The sequence below is a fragment of the Agromyces protaetiae genome (genome assembly GCF_004135405.1).
GTDB lineage: Bacteria > Actinomycetota > Actinomycetes > Actinomycetales > Microbacteriaceae > Agromyces > Agromyces protaetiae.
The window spans coordinates 3,197,708-3,215,840 of record NZ_CP035491.1; the positions used below are offsets into that span (position 1 = coordinate 3,197,708).

The window sequence follows — 18,133 nt, forward strand, 5'->3', positions numbered from 1 at the left end:
TCAGTTCCCTTCTCGCACGGTGCGCCGTTCGATGCGCTTCTCGATGCCCCGCCCGACCTCGACGACGCGGTCCACGAAGATGCCCGGCAGATGCACGGCGTCGGGGTCGAGAGCGCCCGGCTCGACGAGCTCTTCGACCTGCGCGATGCACACGCGCCCCGCCATCGCCGCGAGGGGCGAGAAGTTGCGCGCCGACTTGTCGAAGACGAGATTGCCGTGCCGGTCGCCCTTCAGGGCGTGCACGAGCGAGTAGTCGGTCGTGATGGCCTCTTCGAGCACGAACTCGCGCGGCTCGCCGCGCACGTCGAACACCGCGGTGGGCTTGGCGGGCGAGGCATCCGCGATGCTGCCGTCCGCCGCATAGCGGCGGGGCAGGCCGCCCTCTGCGACCTGGGTGCCGACGCCGGTCTGCGTGTAGAACGCCGCGATCCCCGAGCCGCCCGCGCGGAGCTTCTCGGCAAGCGTGCCCTGCGGGGTCAGTTCGAGTTCGAGCTCCCCCGAGAGGTACTGCCGCTCGAACTCCTTGTTCTCGCCGACGTACGACGACGTCATCTTGCGGATGCGCCCGGCCGCGAGCAGCACCCCGAGCCCCCAGTCGTCGACGCCGCAGTTGTTCGAAACGACCGACAGGTCGCCCGTGCCGCGGTCGAGGAGCGCGCGGATGAGCACCATGGGGATGCCGCACAGGCCGAACCCGCCGACCGCGAGCGACGCGCCCTCGGGGATGTCGGCGACCGCGTCGGCGGGCGATGCCACGGTCTTGTCGAGTGTCACGGTGCGACCTCCTTGTCGACGGTGATGGATGCCTCGTCCGAGGCGAGTGCGAGACGGGCGCGCAGCACCGGGGTGATGTGCTGCAGGCCCGCCTCGGTCATGAGGATCGTGTAGTGGTTGACGTCCGGCGCCTCGTGCACCCGCAGCGCCGGAAGGCGTCGCGCCCAGTCGTCGGCCGCAGCCGACGGGTAGAGCGGTTCGGGCTGGTCGAGGAGTCCGCGCTCGGCGCGCACGAAGTCGAGCGGCGGAACGAGGGCGGCGAGCGCGTCGAGGTATCCCGCGCTGCCGTCGAGTTCGAGCGCATTCACGCCCACAGCGTCGGCGTTCGACGCCGACCGCAGCTCGGGCGCGACGCCGTCGAGGTCGTAGCGCACATAGTCTTCGATCGCGTCGTTCCAGTAGGGCCCGAGGCCCGGATGCCTCCGCCAGAACCCGATGTATTCCGAGGCCGTGTCGAATCGCATCGAGAGCCGTTCGACGGCGGGGCCGAGGACGGCCTGCGGCACGTCTTCGGGGGCGATGCCCGCGGGCGGCGGCAGCGGGAGGCCGCCGTCGATGAGCACGAGTCCCGCGACCCGATCGGGGTGCCGCTCGGCGAACCGCACCGAGACGAACGCGCCCATCGAGTGGCCGACGACGAGCGCACGGTCGATGCCGCGGTCGTCGAGCACTCGGGCGAGGTCGTCGGCGTGGTCGACGAGGCGGTAGGGCGCGGGGAGCGCATTGCTCCGGCCGCGGCCGCGAAGGTCGGGGGCGACGATGCGCACGTCGTCGAGCTCTTCGGCGACGAGGTCCCAGGCCCGGTGGCTCGCCGTGATGCCGTGCACCGCGAGGAGCGCCGGCCCCGAGGCATCCGCTCGCCATTCGCCGCCCGCGAGGGCGCCGCCCGCGACGGGCGCGCCGAACGTCTCGTAGCCGGTCATCTCGCGCTCCACCCGCCGTCCATCGTGTAGCTCGCGCCCGTCACCATGCGCGAGTCGGCGCCCGCGAGCCACAGCGCGAGGCTCGCGACCTCGGCGGGCTCCACGAGGCGTTTGATCGCCGACTCGGTCAGCATGATGCGGTCGACGACCTCGGCCTCGGGGATGCCGTGCACCTTCGCCTGGTCGGCGATCTGCTTCTCGACGAGCGGCGTACGCACGTAGCCCGGGTTGATGCAGTTCGAGGTGACGCCGTGCGGTCCGCCCTCGAGCGCCGTGACCTTCGAGAGTCCCTCGAGGCCGTGCTTGGCCGCCACGTACGCCGACTTGTACGGCGATGCGCGCAGTCCGTGCACGCTCGACACGTTGATGACACGGCCGAAGCCGCGTTCGTACATGCCGGGCAGCGCCGCCCGGATGAGCAGGAACGGCGCCTCGAGCATGATGCGCAGGAGGAGCGAGAACCGTTCGGGCTCGAACTCCTCGATGGGTCGCACATGCTGGATGCCCGCGTTGTTGACGAGGATGTCGGCGTCGAGGGAGAGGTCGCCGAGCGCAGCGGTGTCGCCGAGGTCGACCGCCCAGGCCTCGCCGCCGAGCCCCGCGGCCGCCTGCGAGGCCGCTTCGGCGTTGAGGTCGGCGATGACGACGTGCGCCCCCGCCTCGGCGAACGCGCCCGCGATCGCGAGCCCGATGCCGCTCGCACCGCCAGTCACGATCGCACGCTTTCCGGTCAGATCGGTCATGACGCCTCCCCGTTCATGCTCCAGCCGGGACGCCCGAGGGCGCCGCCGATGAAGCGCATCATCTCGTCGAGCACGTGCTCGGGCACGGCGCTCGTTCCCGCGGCCGTCGGATCGGCGTCGCCGCCGCCCTCGCCGTTCGCGGAGTCTCCCCACAGCACCCAGCGCATGCCGATCATCTCTCCGATGCCCATGAGCGCCCACGCCGCGACGGTCGGATCGATGTCGCCGATCTCGCCGTCGGCACGCGCCTGCTCGAGGCCCGCGATGTACCCCTCGACGATGCGCGTGTAGTGCAGACGCAACGCGTCGGGCGAGACGAACTCGGCCTCGCGCACGACGCGGTAGAGCGCGGGGTGCTCGGCCGTGAACCGGAAGAACGCCGCGAACCCGGCCCGCTCGGCCTCGAGGCGCGTCGTCGCATCGGCCGACCCCTCGCTCATCGCCTGGCGCACGCGCCGGTTCAAGTCTTCGACGAGTTCGTCGAAGAGGTCGAGTTTCGAGGCGAAGTAGAGATAGAAGGTGCCCTGCCCGACGCCTGCGCGGTCGGTGATGCGCGAGACGGATGCCTCGGTGTACCCGAGTTCGGCGAACACGTGCTCGGCGGCCTCGAGGATGCGCCTGCGCGTCTGCTCGCCGCGCGCCGTGCGCGGAGTCGTCGCGGTCATGCGATCCCCTCCCGGATGGCCTGCGCGCGGGCCGCGAGCACGCGCCGCAGTGGCTTGTTCGCGGTGGACCGCGGGATCTCGTCGACGAAGTGCACTTCGCGCGGCAACTTGAACGATGCGAGCTGGGGACGCGCGAAGTCGAGGAGCTCGTCGGCGTCGGTATGCGTACCGGGTCGCAACACGACCCATGCCGACCCGGCCTCGCCCCAACGCTCGTCGGGGACGCCCACGACCGCGACGTCGGCGACGGCCGGGTGCGCTGCGAGCACCGACTCGACCTCGGCCGGGGCGACGCCCTCGCCGCCCGAGATGTAGAGGTCCTTCAGCCGGTCCACGATCGTGAAGTACCCTGCGGCGTCGCGCCGCACGAGGTCGCCCGTGTGCAGCCAGCCGTCGCGCAGGGCGAGCGCCGTCGCGTCGGGGTCGCCCAGGTATCCCGCGAAGACGCCGGGGCCGGCGACCAGGAGCTCGCCCTCGGCGGGGCCGTCGAGCCGCTCGCCCGTCACGGGGTCGGCGACGGCGACGTCGACGTGCGGGTAGGGAGTGCCCGCTGACCCGACGCGGTCGCGTGCGTGGTCGTCGGGCAGGCACAGCACGTTGGGCGAGGCCTCGGTGAGCCCGTAGCCTTGCGTGAGCGCGACGCCCCTCGCATGCCACGTGCGGAGCAGCGCGGGCGGCATGGGCGCGCCGCCGACGACCGCGTGTCCGAGGCTCGACAGGTCGGCGCGTTCGAAGTCGGGGTGCTGCGCGAGGAAGAGGTAGCTCGCGGGCACGCCCATCATCGTCGTGATGCGCCGCTCGGCGATGAGGTGCAGAACGCGTCCCGGGTCGAAGGTCCGCTCGAGGACGACCGTCGCACCCGTCCACCACGCGAGGAGCGGTTGGATGTTCCATCCCCCGACGTGGAACTGCGGCATGACCGAGAGCACGATGTCGCCAGGTGCGATCGCTGTCGTCTTCGAGAGCGAGAGATTCGTCCAGAAGCAGTTCGCGTGGGTCAGCACCGCGCCCTTCGGCCGCGACGTCGTGCCCGACGTGAAGATCACGAGGAGCGCGTCGTCGTCTGCGACGTCGGTGCGGGCGGATGCCTCGGCGTCGCCGTCGCCTGCACGCGCGGCACGAGGCATCCGCTGCTCGACGCCGTGGGCGCCGAGTTCTGCGACGGGCACCCGTCGCGGGGACCGCTCGAGGGTCGCCCGCGCGAGCGTCGCGAACTCGTCCTCGACGAGCAGGAGCGCGGGCTCGGCGATCTCGAGCTGCTCGGCGAGCTCGCGCGGCGAGAGCCGCCACGACAACGGCACGAGCGCGAGCCCGGCCTTCGCGCACGCGAAGAACAGCACGACATGATCGGCGCTGTTGCCCGTGAGGGTCGCGATGCGGTCGCCGATGCGGTACCCGGCCTCGCGGAACGCCGACGCGAGCCGCGCCGCGCGAGCGTCGAGGTCTCGGTAGGCGAGCACGACGCCGCGATCGTCGATCGCGATCCGGTCGGGGGTCGAGAGCGCCCGGTCGGAAGTCCAGCGCCCGAGGGTGTGCAGTCCGTCAGGCATCCGTCGCCCCTCCGGCTCGGCCGGGTGCTGCTTGCGGCCCGTGCGGATGCGGTTCGGCAACCCGGCGATACCGCCGGGGAGGAAGAGCACGACGAGCACGAAGAGCGTCCCGAGGATGAACAACGGCTCGGACAACGGCACACGGAGCACATCGGGCAGCGCCGCGATCGCGTCGGAGCCCGCGAGCGCCGTGAGCCGCTGATCGAGCAGTGTGTAGACGATACCGCCGACGATCGCACCCCACCGGTAGCCGACGCCGCCGAGGACGACGATGACGAGGATCGTGAGCGTGAAGTCGGCGGTCGCGATCCGCGGTGCCGCACCCGACTGCAGGAGCAGATAGCCCATGCCCGCGACCGCCGCGAGCACCGAGGCGACGATGAAGACGAGCAAGCGCACGTTGTAGGGCCGGATGCCGAGCACCCGCACGCGCAGCTCGTTCTCGCGCGCGGCCTCGGCGACGTGGCCCGCGCGACTCCGCTCGACCCACAGCACGACGAGGTAGACCACCACGAGAATGCCGAGCGCCGTCCAGTAGAGGTTCCGCGTGTTGACGACGCCGACGAGCTCGGCGGGCACGTGCGTGATGTCGAGCGCGAGACCCTCGTCGCCGCCCGTCGCGCCGCCCGGATTGCGGCGGATGAGCACCGACCCGGCCTGCGCGAATGCGAGCGTCACCATGGCGAACGAGATGCCCGTGACCCGGAGCGCGAGTGCCCCGACCGTCGCGGCGAGGACGAGCCCGAAGACGAGCGTGATCGCGATCGCGAGGACGAACACGAGTCCCGACGGCCACGTGCTCGGCGCGAACGCGTCGAGGGCGACGCCCAGGCCGTACGCGCCTGCCGCGAAGAAGAGCGCGTGTCCGAACGAGAGCATGCCGGCGAGGCCGAACATCATGCGGTAGCTGAGCGCGAGCGCCGCGATGAGGAGCGCGAACGCGAGCAGCTGCAGGGTGCCGGGCGTGTACGTCGGGCCGGGCAGCACGCCCGGGATCTCGATCGCGAGGAGCGGGAGGATCGCGAGCAGGACGACGAGCGCGATGCCGCCGCCCGCGGTCAGGAGCGTCTTCTTGGTCATGCCGCCGCCTTCCCGAGGAGTCCGCGCGGGCGGACGAGGAGCACTGCGGCGAGCGCGACGACGACCACGAGGTCGCCCGTGCCGCCGAGGTAGAAGTTCGCGAGCTGCTGCAGCACCGCGACGAGGATCGATGCGATCGCGGCGCCCGTGAGCGAACCGAGCCCGCCGATGACGGTCACGATGAACGCGAAGATCAGCAGGATGCTTCCGAGGTGCGCCGAGACGTAGCCGTAGTAGACCGACGCGAGCACGCCGCCGAGGCCGGCCGCCGCGCCGCCGATCGCGAACACGAGGGTGAACGCGCGGCGCACGTCGATGCCGAGGGCGGTGACCATGTGCCGGTTCTCGACGCCCGCGCGGATGATGAGCCCGTAGCGCGTGCGATTCAGGAAGAGCACGATGCCGCCGAGCACGACGAGGGCGCACGCGATGAGGAGGAACCGGTCGTTCGGGATTCGCGCGCCGAGGATCGTCGTCGTCTCGGTGAGCCAATCGGGTCTCACCGTGTAGATCGGGTCGGTGCCCCAGGTGCCCTCGAAGAGCGCGACGCTTGCGAGCGAGAGTCCGACGGTCACGAGCGCTTGCTCGATGTGCCGTTCGTAGAGGCGGCGGATGATGAGGAACTCGGTGAGCGCCGCGACGATCGCGCCGACTGCCATGCCGACGACTGCGGAGATCGCGAGCCCGAGCCAGGTGCCGTCGGAGACCCGGCGACCGACCTCCCAGCCGAGGAACGCCGAGATCGTGAGGAACGCGCCGTGGGCGAAGTTCAAGACGCCCATGAGGCCGTAAATGAGGGAGAGGCCGCTCGCGACGAGGAAGTAGAGCGCCCCGAGCCCGAGGCCCGTGATGACGAGGAGGATGATCGTGTCCATCAGGCGGCCTCCCCCGCGTCGTGCACGCCGAGGTAGCGCTGGATGCGCGCGTCGTCGTCGAGGAGTTCGGATGCCTCGCCCGTGAACACGACCCGTCCGCCCGAGAGCACGACCACGCGGTCGGCGAGCGCCCGGATGACCTTGAGGTTCTGTTCGACGAGCAGGATCGGCACGGTCTTCGCCGCTTCGGCGAGCGCGACGGCGACCTCGTCGACGATGCGCGGCGCGAGGCCCTTCGTGGGCTCGTCGACGAGGAGGAGCCGGTTGTCGTTGATGAGGGCGCGCGCGAGCGACACCATCTGCTGCTGCCCGCCCGAGAGCGTGCCGGCGCGCTGCGCGAGCCGCGCCTCGAGGTCGGGGAAGAGCTCGGCGACGAGCGCCCGCCGAGGCGAGCGGTCGCGTTCGGCCAGCCGGAGGTTCTCGGCGACCGTGAGCCCGCCGAACACCTCGCGGTCTTCGGGGACGTAGCCGACGCCGAGCTGCACGATGCGGTGCGTCGGCAGACGGTCGACGCGACGTCCGCCGAGCACGACCTCGCCGGTGCGGTCGATGAGCCCGAGGACCGACTTGATCGTCGAGGTCTTGCCGACGCCGTTGCGGCCGAGGAGGGCGGTGACGCCCGTCGCGGCGACGTCGAGCGAGACGTCTTCGACGACCTGTTGCCCGGCGATCCGGCCGGTGAGTCCGCGGACGGAGAGGATGGGCTCGTTCACAGGCCCTCCCCGAGGTACGCGGATTGCACGGTCGGGTTCGCCATGACGGCCTCCGGGGTGTCGGCGGCGAGCAGTTCGCCGTGGTGCATGACGGCGATGCGGTCGGCGAGACCGAGCACGACGTCCATGTGGTGTTCGACCATGAGCACGGTGCGACCGCTCGCGTGCAGGGCGCGGATGACCTCGGTGAGGGCGGGCACGTCTGCGGAGCCGACACCCGCCATGGGCTCGTCGAGGAGGATGAGGGTCGGCTCGGTCGCGATGCACATCGCGATCTCGACCTTCCGCTTCTCGCCGTGCGCGAGGTCGCCTGCGACGCGGTCGGCCCGACCGGCCATGCCGACCTCGGCGAGTGCGTCGAGTGCGCGTGCGGACGCGGCATCCGTCGCTTTCGGCGCTCGAAGGACGCTCGTCGCACCGCCGAGCTTCGCCTGGGCGGCGAGGCGCACGTTCTCGAGGACGCTGAGCGCCGGGAAGAGACTGGATGTCTGGAAGGTGCGGCCGAGGCCCGCATCCGCTCGCCGGTGGACGGGTTCGCCCGTGACATCCCGGCCGGCGAGGAGCACGCGCCCCTCGGTCGGGCGCACGATGCCCGACACGACGTTGAAGAGCGTCGTCTTGCCCGCGCCGTTGGGGCCGATCACTCCGAGGAGTTCGCCCTGCCGAACGGTGAGCGACACGTCTTTCAAGATCCGTGCGCCGCCGATCTGCAGGCCGATGTGCTCGAGTTCGAGCACCGCGTGGTCGGTCATGGTTCTCTCTCGTTCGGGCCGGCGGCCGCCTCGCGGCGGCCGCCGGTCGTCGTGGAAGGGCTGGGTGCGCCGGTCAGCCCGCGACGGGCGGCGCGACCTCGTCGGCGTCGATCGTCTCGATGAGTTCGGGCACCCAGTTCGCGCCGTCCTGCACGAGCTTGACCTGGTACATGGGCTGGATGAGCGCGTGGTCCTCGGCGCGCACGGTGACCTCGCCCTTGACCGACTCGAACGACCAGCCCTCGAGGGCCGCGATCATGCCGTCGACGGTGTCGCCGCCTTCGCGGATCGCCTGCACGATCATCTGCGCCGCGACGAACCCGTCGGGCGAGAAGAGGTCGGGCGTCGCACCCGCCGCATCGAGCGACTCGATCATCGCCGCTTCGACGTCGGTGCCCGCAGCGCCGGCGAAGTAGTGGTTGAGGAAGGAGATGTCGGCGCTCGCGTCGCCGTAGGCGTTGTACGTCGAGACATCCCCGAGGCCCGTGACGACGGGCGTCGACTCGAACACGCCCTGCTGCTGGAGCGCCGTCCACATCGCGCCCGACGAGGCGCCGGCCCACGCGACGAAGACGAGGTCGGGCTGTGCTGCGAGGAGCTGCTGCGCGAACGGCGTGAACTCGGTCGCGTCCTCGGCGACGAGGACCCCCTCGACCGTCGCGCCCTTGCCGCCGAGCACCGCTTGCACGCCCGCGAGGTTGCCCTGGCCGAACGCGTTGTCCTGGGCGAAGACGACGACCTTCTTGCCGTCGGGGTCGCCGATGAAGGTGCCCGCGGTCGCGACGTCCTGGTAGGTCTGACGACCCGAGCGGAAGGTGTACTCGTTGACGCCCGTGACGGCGTCGGTCGCCGCGGGGCCCGAGATGTAGAGGATCTTGTTCTGGGCGGCCTGCTCGGCGAGGGTCGTCGCGATGCCCGAGACGACGGTGCCCGCGATGATCTGGACGCCCTGGCCGATGAGGTCCTTCGCCTTGGCGACGGCGGTGTCGGGATTGCCCTGGTCGTCTTCCCACACGAGGTCGATCTCGCGGCCGTCGACCGTGCCCGTGCCGTCGGTCGCGTAGTCGAGGCCCGCTTCGAAGCCCGCCGTGTAGGCGGCGCCGTACGCGGCGAGCGGGCCGGTCTGCGAAGTGATCATGCCGACCGTGACCGGGGCTGCGGCGTCAGCGGTGGCATCACCGCCTCCCGGGGTCGCGGTCGGCGCGCAGCCGACGAGCGCGAGGGCGGCGACGGCGAGCACCGCCGGTGCCAGGTACTTCCTTGTAACCCGCATGATGTGCCTCTTCCAGTGACGACGATGTCTAACCTGACAGGTGGTTCAGGTTTCAGAAACGTACACTAGAGTCAGCGAAGACGCACCGCAACCCCGACGAAGGAGTCAGCCGAAGATGCCCACCACCGATGTCGTCCTCATCGCCGGATCCCGCACCCCGTTCGGCCGCATCAGCGGCAATCTCGGCGCACTCACGGCCGTCGAACTCGGCACGATCGCGATCCGCGGCGCGCTCGCAAAGGCGGGCGTCTCTCCCGACGACGTCGACGCCGTCATCCTCGGGCAGGTGCTGCAGGCCGGTGCGGGGCAGAACCCCGCCAAGCAGTCGGCCGTCGCGGCCGGCATTCCGTGGCGTGTGCCCGCGACGACCGTCAACAAGGTGTGCCTCTCGGGGCTCGTCGCGATCACCGACGCGGCGCGACTCATCCGCTCGGGAGAGGCCGACGTCGTCGTCGCGGGCGGCCAGGAGTCGATGACGAACGCGCCGCACCTGTTGCCGGGCTCGCGCGCGGGCAAGGCGTACGGCTCGTGGGAGCTCCTCGACCACGCCGCGAACGACGGCCTCACCGACGCGTTCGACCACGACTCGATGGGCGCCTCGACCGAGCGCTTCAACGCGCGCTACGGCCTCGAACGCCTCGAGCAAGACGAGATCGCGGCCGCCTCGCACGTGCGTGCGGGCGCTGCGCAGGCCGGCGGCGTCTTCGCCGACGAGATCGTGCCCGTCGAGATCCCGCAACGCAAAGGCGCCCCGCTCATCGTCGACGCCGACCAGGGCGTCCGCCCCGACTCGACCGTCGAGACCCTCGGAGGCCTCCGCCCGGCGTTCGCCGAGGGTGGCTCGATCACGGCGGGCAACTCGTCGCCGCTCTCCGACGGCGCCGCCGCGGTCGTCGTCGCGAGCCGCGCGTGGGCCGAGGCGCGAGGCCTCCCGTGGCTCGCGCTCGTGGGCGCACCCGGCCAGGTCGCGGGCCCCGACAACTCGCTCCACTCGCAGCCCGCCAACGCGATCGCCGCCGCCCTCGCCCGCGAAGGATGGAACGCGGAAGACCTCGACCTCGTCGAGATCAACGAAGCCTTCGCCGCCGTCTCGCTGCAGTCGGCCCGCGATCTCGGCCTCGACCACGAACGCGTCAACATCCACGGCGGAGCGATCGCCCTGGGACATCCCATCGGCGCCTCCGGCGCACGCCTCGCCCTCCACGCCGCCCTCGAACTCTCGCGTCGCGGCGGCGGCAAGGCGGCCGTCGCATTGTGCGGCGGCGGCGGGCAGGGCGAGGCGCTGCTGCTCTCGCGATAGGGACGATACGGAGGACGGTCTCAGGGTGCGCCCTGATCACGCCCCGCCAGGACACGCGTAGACCGCTGGATGACCCGACGATCGAAGGAGATCGTCATGAACATCCGGCGTCGTTTCAAGGTGCTCGCCGCGGCCGGCATCACCGCCGCGCTCGCCGCCACCGCCGGCATCGCCCAGCCCGCGACCGCGGCGCCCACGACGGTCGCGCTCTGGACCCCGCCGCCGGGATGGGATGATGCGCTCCGCAACCTCGGGAACAAGGTCGACGACATGATCAGGGGTCTCGGGTCTGCTTCCAAGAGCAAGAAGATCGAGATTCCCGCTCCCCTGCAGAAGCTCCCGAAGCAGCAGGAACCGGGCATCTCGTCGCGGACCTGGGCGGAGATTCTGGAAGCTGCTCGGGTTCGGGCCCTTGCGATCGCCTGGAATGCTGCGATCCGGCAGGCCGACGCGCTCACCACCGGCATCGCGAACGACGCGGTCTCCATCGCCGGTCAAGCGGCCATGCCGTTCATCACGACACCGGCCAGGAAAGCGGCCGCGACCGTCGCCGTCAAGCGCACACTCCGCGCCATCGTCTGCGGCGAAGCCCGGAAGTACCTCGATGCCGAGGCGAGCGCCGTGGTCGATGCCTCTCCGGAACGCTTCGAACTCGGCGTTCCAGGGATGTGCTCACCGTCGACCGCGTGCTGACCGCGCAACTCGGCGAATCCGGCCGAATCGTGCTGAGCTTCGCGACTCTCCTCAGCGCCACGGTCAACACGGGCGTGAGCCGCGTGAACGGATTCCTCAGGATCCTGTCGGCACCCGACGCGGCAACGTTCACAGGCGAGCTCGTCTTCTTCAGGATGTGCACGCTCTGACCCACCCCGGAGATCGCGAGACGCACGGCCCTCGCGTCGGCGTCACGGCGCGTGCGACGATGCACGCATGACGCACGAGACATCCGGGCGCCTCGACCACCGACTGCGGCGCATGACGGGCCGCGACCCGAACGAGCCGCACCGCGCGGCGACGCCGCTCGAACTGCTGTACGACCTGACGTTCGTCGTCGCGTTCAGCCAGGCGGGCACGCAGATGGCGCACCTGCTCGAACTCGGGCACTTCGCGTCGGCGTTCTGGGCGTTCTTCCTCGCGGTGTTCGCGATCTGCTGGGCGTGGATCAACTACTCATGGCTCGCGTCGGCGTTCGACACCGACGACGTCTTCTTCCGCATCGCGACGATGGTGCAGATGGTGGGCGTGCTCATCATGGCGCTCGGGATGCCTCCGCTGTTCGACTCGTTCGACGAGGGCGTGCACATCGACAACGGCATCCTCGTCGCGGGGTACGTCGTGATGCGCGTCTCGACGCTCGCCCTGTGGCTGCGGATCGCGAAGCAGGCGCCCGGCTACCGCCGGACCGCCCTCGTCTACGCGACCGTCCTCGCGATCTCGCAGGCCGGCTGGATCGTCATGATCTTCGTCAACCCGCCGTTCGCGCTCACGATCGTGCTGTGGATCGCGCTCGCGGCGTTCGAGGTCGTCGGGCCGGTCGTCGCCGAGCGGATGCGCGGCGGCGGCACGCCGTGGCACGCGCACCACATCGCCGAACGCTACAGCCTGCTCGTCATCATCACGCTCGGCGAGATCATCCTCGGCACGATCCTCGCGATCTCGGCCGTCGTCGAGGAGCAGGGGTGGACGCTCGAAGCGGTGCTCGTCGCCTTCGGCGGCACGCTCCTCGCCTTCGGCCTGTGGTGGGTGTACTTCATGATGCCGTCGGGCGAGGTGCTCGCGCGCCACCGGCGACGGTCGTTCACGTGGGGCTACGGTCACATCGTGCTGTTCGGCGCCCTCGTCGCGACGGGCGCAGGCCTCCATGTCGCGGCCTTCGTCATCGAGGGCGTCGCACATATCGACGACGTGCAGGCGATGCTGACGCTCACGATCCCCGTCGCGGTGTTCCTCGCGGGCCTCGCGACGCTGCACGCGTTCCTCCTGCACGAGGTCGACCTCTTCCACGCGCTGCTCTTCGCGGGCGCGCTCGTCGTGCTCGCGCTCGCGGTCGTCGCGGTCGCGGCCGGAGCGACGCTCGGATGGGGCATCCTCATCACGGCACTCGCGCCCGTCGTCGCGATCGTCGGCTACGAGACGGCGGGGCACCGGCACGTCGAGGCGGCGCTCGCACGCACGCTCGGCTGAGCGTCGCGCGCGCGGCTCAGGGCTGCGGCTCGGCGCTTCCGGATGCCTCGGCGTCGCGCTGCGGACCTACGTCGCGCTGCGGGTCTACGTCGCCCCGCGGCGACAGGGCGGCATCGCGTGCGGCGACCTCGGGCGGGTCGGGCAGATCGTTCGAGAGGGCGCCTTCGACCGGGCGGTCGCGGCGCGTGGGGTCGGGGCCGGATGTCTCGAGCTCGCGGATCAGGGTCGCCGCATCGTAGGGGCCGACATGCCGACGGCCGTTGAGGAAGAACGTCGGCACCGCCGTGACATCCATCGACTCGGCGTCGAGCATGTCGTCGCGCACGCGGCCCGCGATGATGGGCGAGCGCAGATCCTCCTCGAAGCGCGCCGTGTCGAGTTCGAGCTCTTGCGCGCGGCGCATGATGTCGCTCGGCAACTGGTGCTCCTGGTCGGCGAACAGGCTGCGGGCGAACTCGCGGAACTTGCCCTGCCGGTCGGCCGCCTCGGTCGCCTCGGCCGCGGCGAGCGCATTGGGGTGGTACTCGGTGAGCGGCGCGTGCCGCCACACGTACCGCAACCGGTCGCCGAGGGCCTTCCGCACTTCGTCGATCGATCCCGACGCGCGCGAGCAGAAGAAGCATTGGAAGTCGCCGTACTCGACGATCGTGAGCGGCGCATCGGGCGGGCCCGAGATGTGGTCGCGCCCGGGCATGACGGGCCGTTCGAGCACCTTGCCGCGCTCTTCGACGGGGTGCTTCAGCTCCCCTACCTTGAACAGGAACCAGCCGAACAGGAACGCGAGCACCGAGGCGGCGAGCACGCCCACGCGCGCGGCGTTCTGCATCTCCTCGTCGGTGATCGCGAGGTCGACGATGAAGAGCGCGATCGTGAACCCGATGCCGCAGAGCGCCGCGCCGCCCGCGATGCGCGACTGCGTGAGCCCCGGCCCGAACTGTCCGATGCCGAACCGTCGCATGAGCGCCGTCGACCCGAAGATGCCGATGAACTTGCCCGCCACGAGCGCGACGACGATGCCCCACGTGATCGGCGAGCGCAGCGCGTCGGCGAGGATCTCGCCGCTCACGTGCACGCCCGCGTTGGCGAGTGCGAAGAGCGGCAGGATGACATACGCGACCGACGGCGCGAACGCCGACTGCAGGCGCTCGTTGATCGAAATCGATTCGCGGAGGCTGTTCGCGGCGGCGCGCGCGTACTCGGTGTTCGGCGACTGGCGGAACATCCGGGCCAGTTCGAGGGCCTGCTCCACCTCGCGCCGGTCGGGCCGGTACACGGGCACGAGGAGCGCGATCGCGACGCCCGCGAGCGTCGGATGCACGCCCGACGCGAGGAACGCGAACCACACGACGACCGCGAGGATGACGTAGATGGGCCCGCGCCCTCGGCGGAGGTAGCGCGTGAAGTAGACGCCCGCGAGTCCGACGGCGGCGACGATGAGCGGCAGGGGCGTGAAGTTCGACGTGTAGACGAGGGCGATGATCGAGAGCGCGCCGATGTCGTCGACGACGGCGAGCGCGAGGAGGAACACCCGGAGGCGCCCCGGCGCCCTCGGCCCGACGAGCGCGAGCGCGCCGACGAGGAAGGCCGTATCGGTCGAGATGACGACGCCCCACGCGTGCGCCTGGCCGGTGTTCCACGCGATGAGGACGAACAGCAGCGCGGGCACGGCGAGGCCGAAGACCGCCGCGACGACGGGCACCACGGCGCGCGACCAACTCGTGAGCTCGCCGATCGCGAACTCGCGGCGCACTTCGAGGCCGACCGTGAAGAAGAAGATCGCCATGAGCGCATCGTTGACGATCGCGTGCAGGGTGAACTCGAGGTTGAGATCGTCGCCGATCCCGAACCGTAGGTGGGTGTCCCAGAAGCCCTCGTACGAGTCGGGCGAGGCGTTCGCCCACACGATCGCGAGGACGGTCGCGATGACGAGGAGGAGTGCGGCGATCCGCTGCTCGCCGAGCGCGTGGATCTTCTCGGCGATCGACGGGTGCGACGTGTGCTCGTGCGGGTGCTCGGGGTCGGGCGAGCGCTCGATGAGGGTCAGATTCGTGCTCATCGGGCGGTCTCCGCGCCGGCCGTCGCTTCCGCTGTCGCATCCGGAATCGCACGCACCGGGATGCCTCGTGCGTCGGGATTCTCGGAGACCGCGCCGCCGCCCGCGCCCGCGCCCGCGCGGCGCGACCCGATGACGACCGTGTGCCCCGCCGCGGCGAAGCCCGCGGCGAGCGTGTCGCCGAGCCGCCCGCTTCCGAGCACCGCGATCCGCATCCGAACCCCCTGCCGTGGCCTGCCTCACACCGGTCGCCGAGCCTGTCGGCGCCGCTGGAAGTCCAGTATCGTCCGGTTCTGCGGCGAATGGGAGGGCGAGCATGGACGTGCGGGCGGGAACCGTGGTCGTCACAGGTGCGACGAGCGGGATCGGCCTCGAGACGGCGCGCATCCTCGCCAGGACGGCGAGGCGGCTCGTCGTGCAGGGACCCGAGGCTCCCGAAGCCGTGGCGGGCGCGCTCGCGCGCATCGGCGACGGGCCCGCCGAGGTCGTGTACGTGCGGTGCGATTACGCGAGGCTCCAGGATGTCTCGGATGCCGCGGCGACGATCGCGCACGAGGCCGGCGGCCCGATCGACGGGCTCGTGAACAATGCGGGCGTGCCCGGCGCGGAGGTCCGCCGGGTGACCGACGACGGCCACGAGCGCACCCTGCAGATCGACTACCTCGCGATGGCGCTCCTCACCGAGTGGCTGCTCGGCTCGCTCGCCGACGGGGCGCGGATCGTGAACCTCGCGTCGGCGACGCACGAGATGGCGAGCCTCGACCTGCCGAACCTCGAACTCGAGCGCGGCTACGACCCAGTTCGCGCCTACGCCCGCTCGAAGCTCGCGATCATCCTCTTCACGCGATCGCTGCAGCGGCGCCTGCCGCGCGAGATCACGGCCGTGAGCCTCCAGCCGGGGGTGATCTCGACCGACCTGCTGCACGCGATGTTCGCGTCGCGCGGCGCGAGCGTCGAGTCGGGCGCCGAGAACGTCGTCGCGGCGCTTTCGGCGGATGCCTCGGGCGGCGAGTACTTCGACGAGCGGCGCGTTGCCGCCCCGAGCGCCGAAGCCAGGGACGACGCGCTCGCGGCCGCCCTCGCGGAGTGGACGGCGGCCGCGCTCACGCCCTACTTGCCTGCGCGCTGACCCTCGTCAGCCCGCGTTCGGCCGGTTCGCCCGCAGCACCTCGAGGCGGGCGCGGTACTCGACCTCGTCGATGTCGCCCTTCGCGAACCGCTCGGCGAGGGTCCGCTCGGCGCTCGCCGACGCACCCCGCGCCCACGGCGGGCCGTACGGGTGCTCGCCAGACCACGCCGCACGGCGCCAGCGGCGCCCCACGAACGTGAAGAGGAGCACGAAGAACAGGATCCAGAAGATCGGGATGAGGAAGAACACCCACCCGAATCCGGCCGCCCACGGACCCGCCCACGGACCGGCGTGGGCGGTGATCGCCGCGGCGGCGAGTGCTGTCGACATGGTGTCGCCTTTCGATTCGCGCGGCCCTGGGTCGGGCCGACGAATCGAGTCAAGCCGCCGGCGGCCGATCGCGAATCCGCCTCGGGGAGACACCTCGACTGCTCCCCCGGGAGCACCGCTGACCGGTCCCGGGATCAACGTCCACCCGCGCACTCCTCTCCACCCGCCGACCCCGCGAGCCCCACCGAAATGCATCCTCCGGCCGCGCACGCGGCACTTCGGCACCATCCTCCCCACGATCCGCGAACGCGCCGCGCGCGGATCGCAGCACCTTCGCACCGGCGGCACTTCGGCACCGCCGCGCGGAACCGAGGGCTCATCCCCTGGTGACGGTCTCCGCTCCGGGCGCCGGCCCCGAGGTCGAAAGAAGCGGCGGTTGGAGGCGCGACGAAGGAGGGTCGCGAGACCCGTCGAACGGTCTCGGAGGCTTGCTGCGCTCGCTACTCGGCCGACGGAGGCGCGGCCTGCGACGACTCGTCGGCGGCCGGCTTCGGCGTCACGAGGAGTTCGGCGATGCGGCGGCGGTCGACGGCCGTGACCTGGATCGTCGCCCCCGGAACCTCGATCGTGTCGCCGACGCGCCCGAGATGCCCGAGATGCTCGACGACGAACCCCGCGATCGTGTCGGAGGCGCCGCGTTCGAGGGCGATGCCCGTGACATCCTCGAAGTCCTGGAAGTTGAGCCGTCCGTCGACGAGCCCGCCCCCTTCGGCGAGTTCGCCGGGCGCCTCGTCGGTGTCGTACTCGTCGAAGATCTCGCCCACGACCTCTTCGACGAGGTCTTCGAGGGTCACGATGCCGTCGGTGCCGCCGTACTCGTCGACGACGACGGCGATCTGGTGGCCGTCGGCGCGCATGCTCGTGAGCGTCGGCAGCACGCGCGCGGTCGACGGCAGGTACGGGATGTCTCGGCTGATGCCCATGAGCGGCGAGGTCGGGTCGTCGAGCGCCGCCTCGAAGAGGTCGCGCACGTGCACGAACCCCGTGATGTCGTCGATCGAGCCGTCGAGCACCGGGTAGCGCGAGTACGGCAGGTCGCGCACGCGCTCGACGGCGTCGGCGACGGTGCCGAGTCCGTCGAGGGCGACGACCTCGGGCCGCGGCCGCATGACCTCGCTGATCTGGCGGTGGCGGAGCGAGAGCACGTCGTCGAGGATGCGCCGCTCGTCTTCGGGAAGCCCGCCGTGCGTCGACACGATGTCGCGCAGCTCTTCGTCGCTCAGCGCGTCGACGGTCTTGTTCGGATCGCCGCCGAACAGCCGCACGAGGAAGTCGGTCGAGACCGACAGCAACCAGATGACGGGCCGCACGAGCGTCGCGAAGCCGCTGAGGATCGGCGCGACGGCGTACGCGAAGCGCGCGTTGTGCTGCAGGGCCAGGCGCTTGGGCACGAGCTCGCCGAGCACGAGCGAGAGGTACGCGATGACGAGGGTGAGCGCGATCGTCGCGACCGTCGAGGCGACCTGCTCGCCCATGCCGATCGACGTGAGCGCGGGCACGAGTGCCGGGGCGATCGACGACGCGCCGTACGCGGCCGATGCGAAGCCCGCGACGGTCACGCCGATCTGGACGGCGGAGAGGAATCGGTTCGGGTTGCGCGCGAGCTCGGCGACCTTCTGCCCGCGCCTGCCGCGCTCGGCGATCGCGTTGACCTGGCTTTCGCGGAGGGTGACGAGGGCGATCTCGGTCGCCGCGAATACGCCGCCGATGAGCACGAACACGATGACGAGCGCGATGCTGAGCCAGAGTTCGCCGGTCACCCCTCACGCTCCCCTCGCGCGCCGTGCTC

At 71.1% G+C, this 18,133-nt stretch carries 18 protein-coding genes; 5 read left to right on the plus strand and 13 right to left on the minus strand.

Annotated features, from left to right (window positions below):
• From ET445_RS14915 to ET445_RS14955, 9 genes are all read right to left on the minus strand, one after another.
• Complete coding sequence (locus tag ET445_RS14915; protein ID WP_129191971.1) at positions 1-774, minus strand: CoA transferase subunit A; 774 nt, start codon at positions 772-774, stop codon at positions 1-3.
• Entirely contained in the window at positions 771-1,697 is a 927-nt protein-coding gene (locus ET445_RS14920) for an alpha/beta hydrolase (protein WP_129191972.1), read from the minus strand. The genes ET445_RS14915 and ET445_RS14920 overlap by 4 nt, the downstream gene beginning before the upstream one ends.
• Complete coding sequence (locus tag ET445_RS14925; RefSeq protein ID WP_129191973.1) at positions 1,694-2,440, minus strand: 3-hydroxybutyrate dehydrogenase; 747 nt, start codon at positions 2,438-2,440, stop codon at positions 1,694-1,696. The genes ET445_RS14920 and ET445_RS14925 overlap by 4 nt, the downstream gene beginning before the upstream one ends.
• Complete coding sequence (locus ET445_RS14930; RefSeq protein ID WP_129191974.1) at positions 2,437-3,105, minus strand: TetR/AcrR family transcriptional regulator; 669 nt, start codon at positions 3,103-3,105, stop codon at positions 2,437-2,439. Before ET445_RS14930 ends, ET445_RS14925 begins: the two co-directional genes overlap by 4 nt.
• Positions 3,102-5,735 carry an AMP-binding protein gene (locus tag ET445_RS18685; protein ID WP_129191975.1) on the minus strand — a complete coding sequence of 878 codons (2,634 nt, stop codon included), beginning with the start codon at positions 5,733-5,735 and terminating at the stop codon, positions 3,102-3,104. Before ET445_RS18685 ends, ET445_RS14930 begins: the two co-directional genes overlap by 4 nt.
• Positions 5,732-6,610, minus strand: a complete 879-nt coding sequence (locus ET445_RS14940; protein WP_129191976.1) for a branched-chain amino acid ABC transporter permease — start codon at positions 6,608-6,610, stop codon at positions 5,732-5,734. Before ET445_RS14940 ends, ET445_RS18685 begins: the two co-directional genes overlap by 4 nt.
• The gene (locus tag ET445_RS14945; RefSeq protein ID WP_129191977.1) at positions 6,610-7,323 is read right to left on the minus strand and encodes an ABC transporter ATP-binding protein; all 714 of its coding nucleotides are present in this window, start codon (positions 7,321-7,323) and stop codon (positions 6,610-6,612) included. The genes ET445_RS14940 and ET445_RS14945 overlap by 1 nt, the downstream gene beginning before the upstream one ends.
• Entirely contained in the window at positions 7,320-8,075 is a 756-nt protein-coding gene (locus ET445_RS14950) for an ABC transporter ATP-binding protein (protein ID WP_129191978.1), read from the minus strand. The genes ET445_RS14945 and ET445_RS14950 overlap by 4 nt, the downstream gene beginning before the upstream one ends.
• 73 nt (positions 8,076-8,148) lie before the next feature.
• Positions 8,149-9,348, minus strand: coding sequence for a substrate-binding domain-containing protein (locus ET445_RS14955; RefSeq protein ID WP_129191979.1), 1,200 nt, complete (start codon positions 9,346-9,348; stop codon positions 8,149-8,151).
• A 115-nt stretch (positions 9,349-9,463) separates the two neighbouring features.
• Between ET445_RS14955 and ET445_RS14960 the strand changes: the two genes are divergently transcribed.
• From ET445_RS14960 to ET445_RS14970, 4 genes are all read left to right on the plus strand, one after another.
• Positions 9,464-10,648, plus strand: a complete 1,185-nt coding sequence (locus ET445_RS14960; RefSeq protein ID WP_129191980.1) for an acetyl-CoA C-acetyltransferase — start codon at positions 9,464-9,466, stop codon at positions 10,646-10,648.
• A 120-nt stretch (positions 10,649-10,768) separates the two neighbouring features.
• On the plus strand, positions 10,769-11,341 hold the full coding sequence (locus ET445_RS17335) for a hypothetical protein (RefSeq protein ID WP_165314417.1): 573 nt from the start codon (positions 10,769-10,771) through the stop codon (positions 11,339-11,341).
• Positions 11,335-11,511 (plus strand): hypothetical protein, encoded by a 177-nt coding sequence (locus ET445_RS17340; protein WP_165314418.1) that lies wholly within the window; start codon positions 11,335-11,337, stop codon positions 11,509-11,511. Before ET445_RS17335 ends, ET445_RS17340 begins: the two co-directional genes overlap by 7 nt.
• A gap of 67 nt (positions 11,512-11,578) precedes the next feature.
• On the plus strand, positions 11,579-12,832 hold the full coding sequence (locus tag ET445_RS14970; RefSeq protein ID WP_129191981.1) for a low temperature requirement protein A: 1,254 nt from the start codon (positions 11,579-11,581) through the stop codon (positions 12,830-12,832).
• Between the two features lie 16 nt (positions 12,833-12,848).
• Here ET445_RS14970 and nhaA read toward each other — a convergent pair whose 3' ends face one another.
• Positions 12,849-14,888 carry a Na+/H+ antiporter NhaA gene (gene nhaA / locus ET445_RS14975; RefSeq protein ID WP_129191982.1) on the minus strand — a complete coding sequence of 680 codons (2,040 nt, stop codon included), beginning with the start codon at positions 14,886-14,888 and terminating at the stop codon, positions 12,849-12,851.
• A complete protein-coding gene (locus ET445_RS14980; protein WP_129191983.1) occupies positions 14,885-15,100 on the minus strand; it encodes an NAD(P)-binding domain-containing protein in 216 nt (71 codons plus the stop codon). The genes nhaA and ET445_RS14980 overlap by 4 nt, the downstream gene beginning before the upstream one ends.
• Positions 15,101-15,201: 101 nt before the next feature.
• Between ET445_RS14980 and ET445_RS14985 the strand changes: the two genes are divergently transcribed.
• Entirely contained in the window at positions 15,202-16,014 is an 813-nt protein-coding gene (locus ET445_RS14985) for an SDR family NAD(P)-dependent oxidoreductase (RefSeq protein ID WP_208008441.1), read from the plus strand.
• 6 nt (positions 16,015-16,020) lie between these two features.
• Here ET445_RS14985 and ET445_RS14990 read toward each other — a convergent pair whose 3' ends face one another.
• Both ET445_RS14990 and ET445_RS14995 read right to left on the minus strand, forming a co-directional pair.
• Entirely contained in the window at positions 16,021-16,344 is a 324-nt protein-coding gene (locus tag ET445_RS14990) for an SHOCT domain-containing protein (RefSeq protein WP_129191984.1), read from the minus strand.
• Positions 16,345-16,784: 440 nt separating this feature from the next.
• Entirely contained in the window at positions 16,785-18,104 is a 1,320-nt protein-coding gene (locus ET445_RS14995; RefSeq protein ID WP_129191985.1) for a hemolysin family protein, read from the minus strand.
• Positions 18,105-18,133 lie beyond the last annotated feature (29 nt).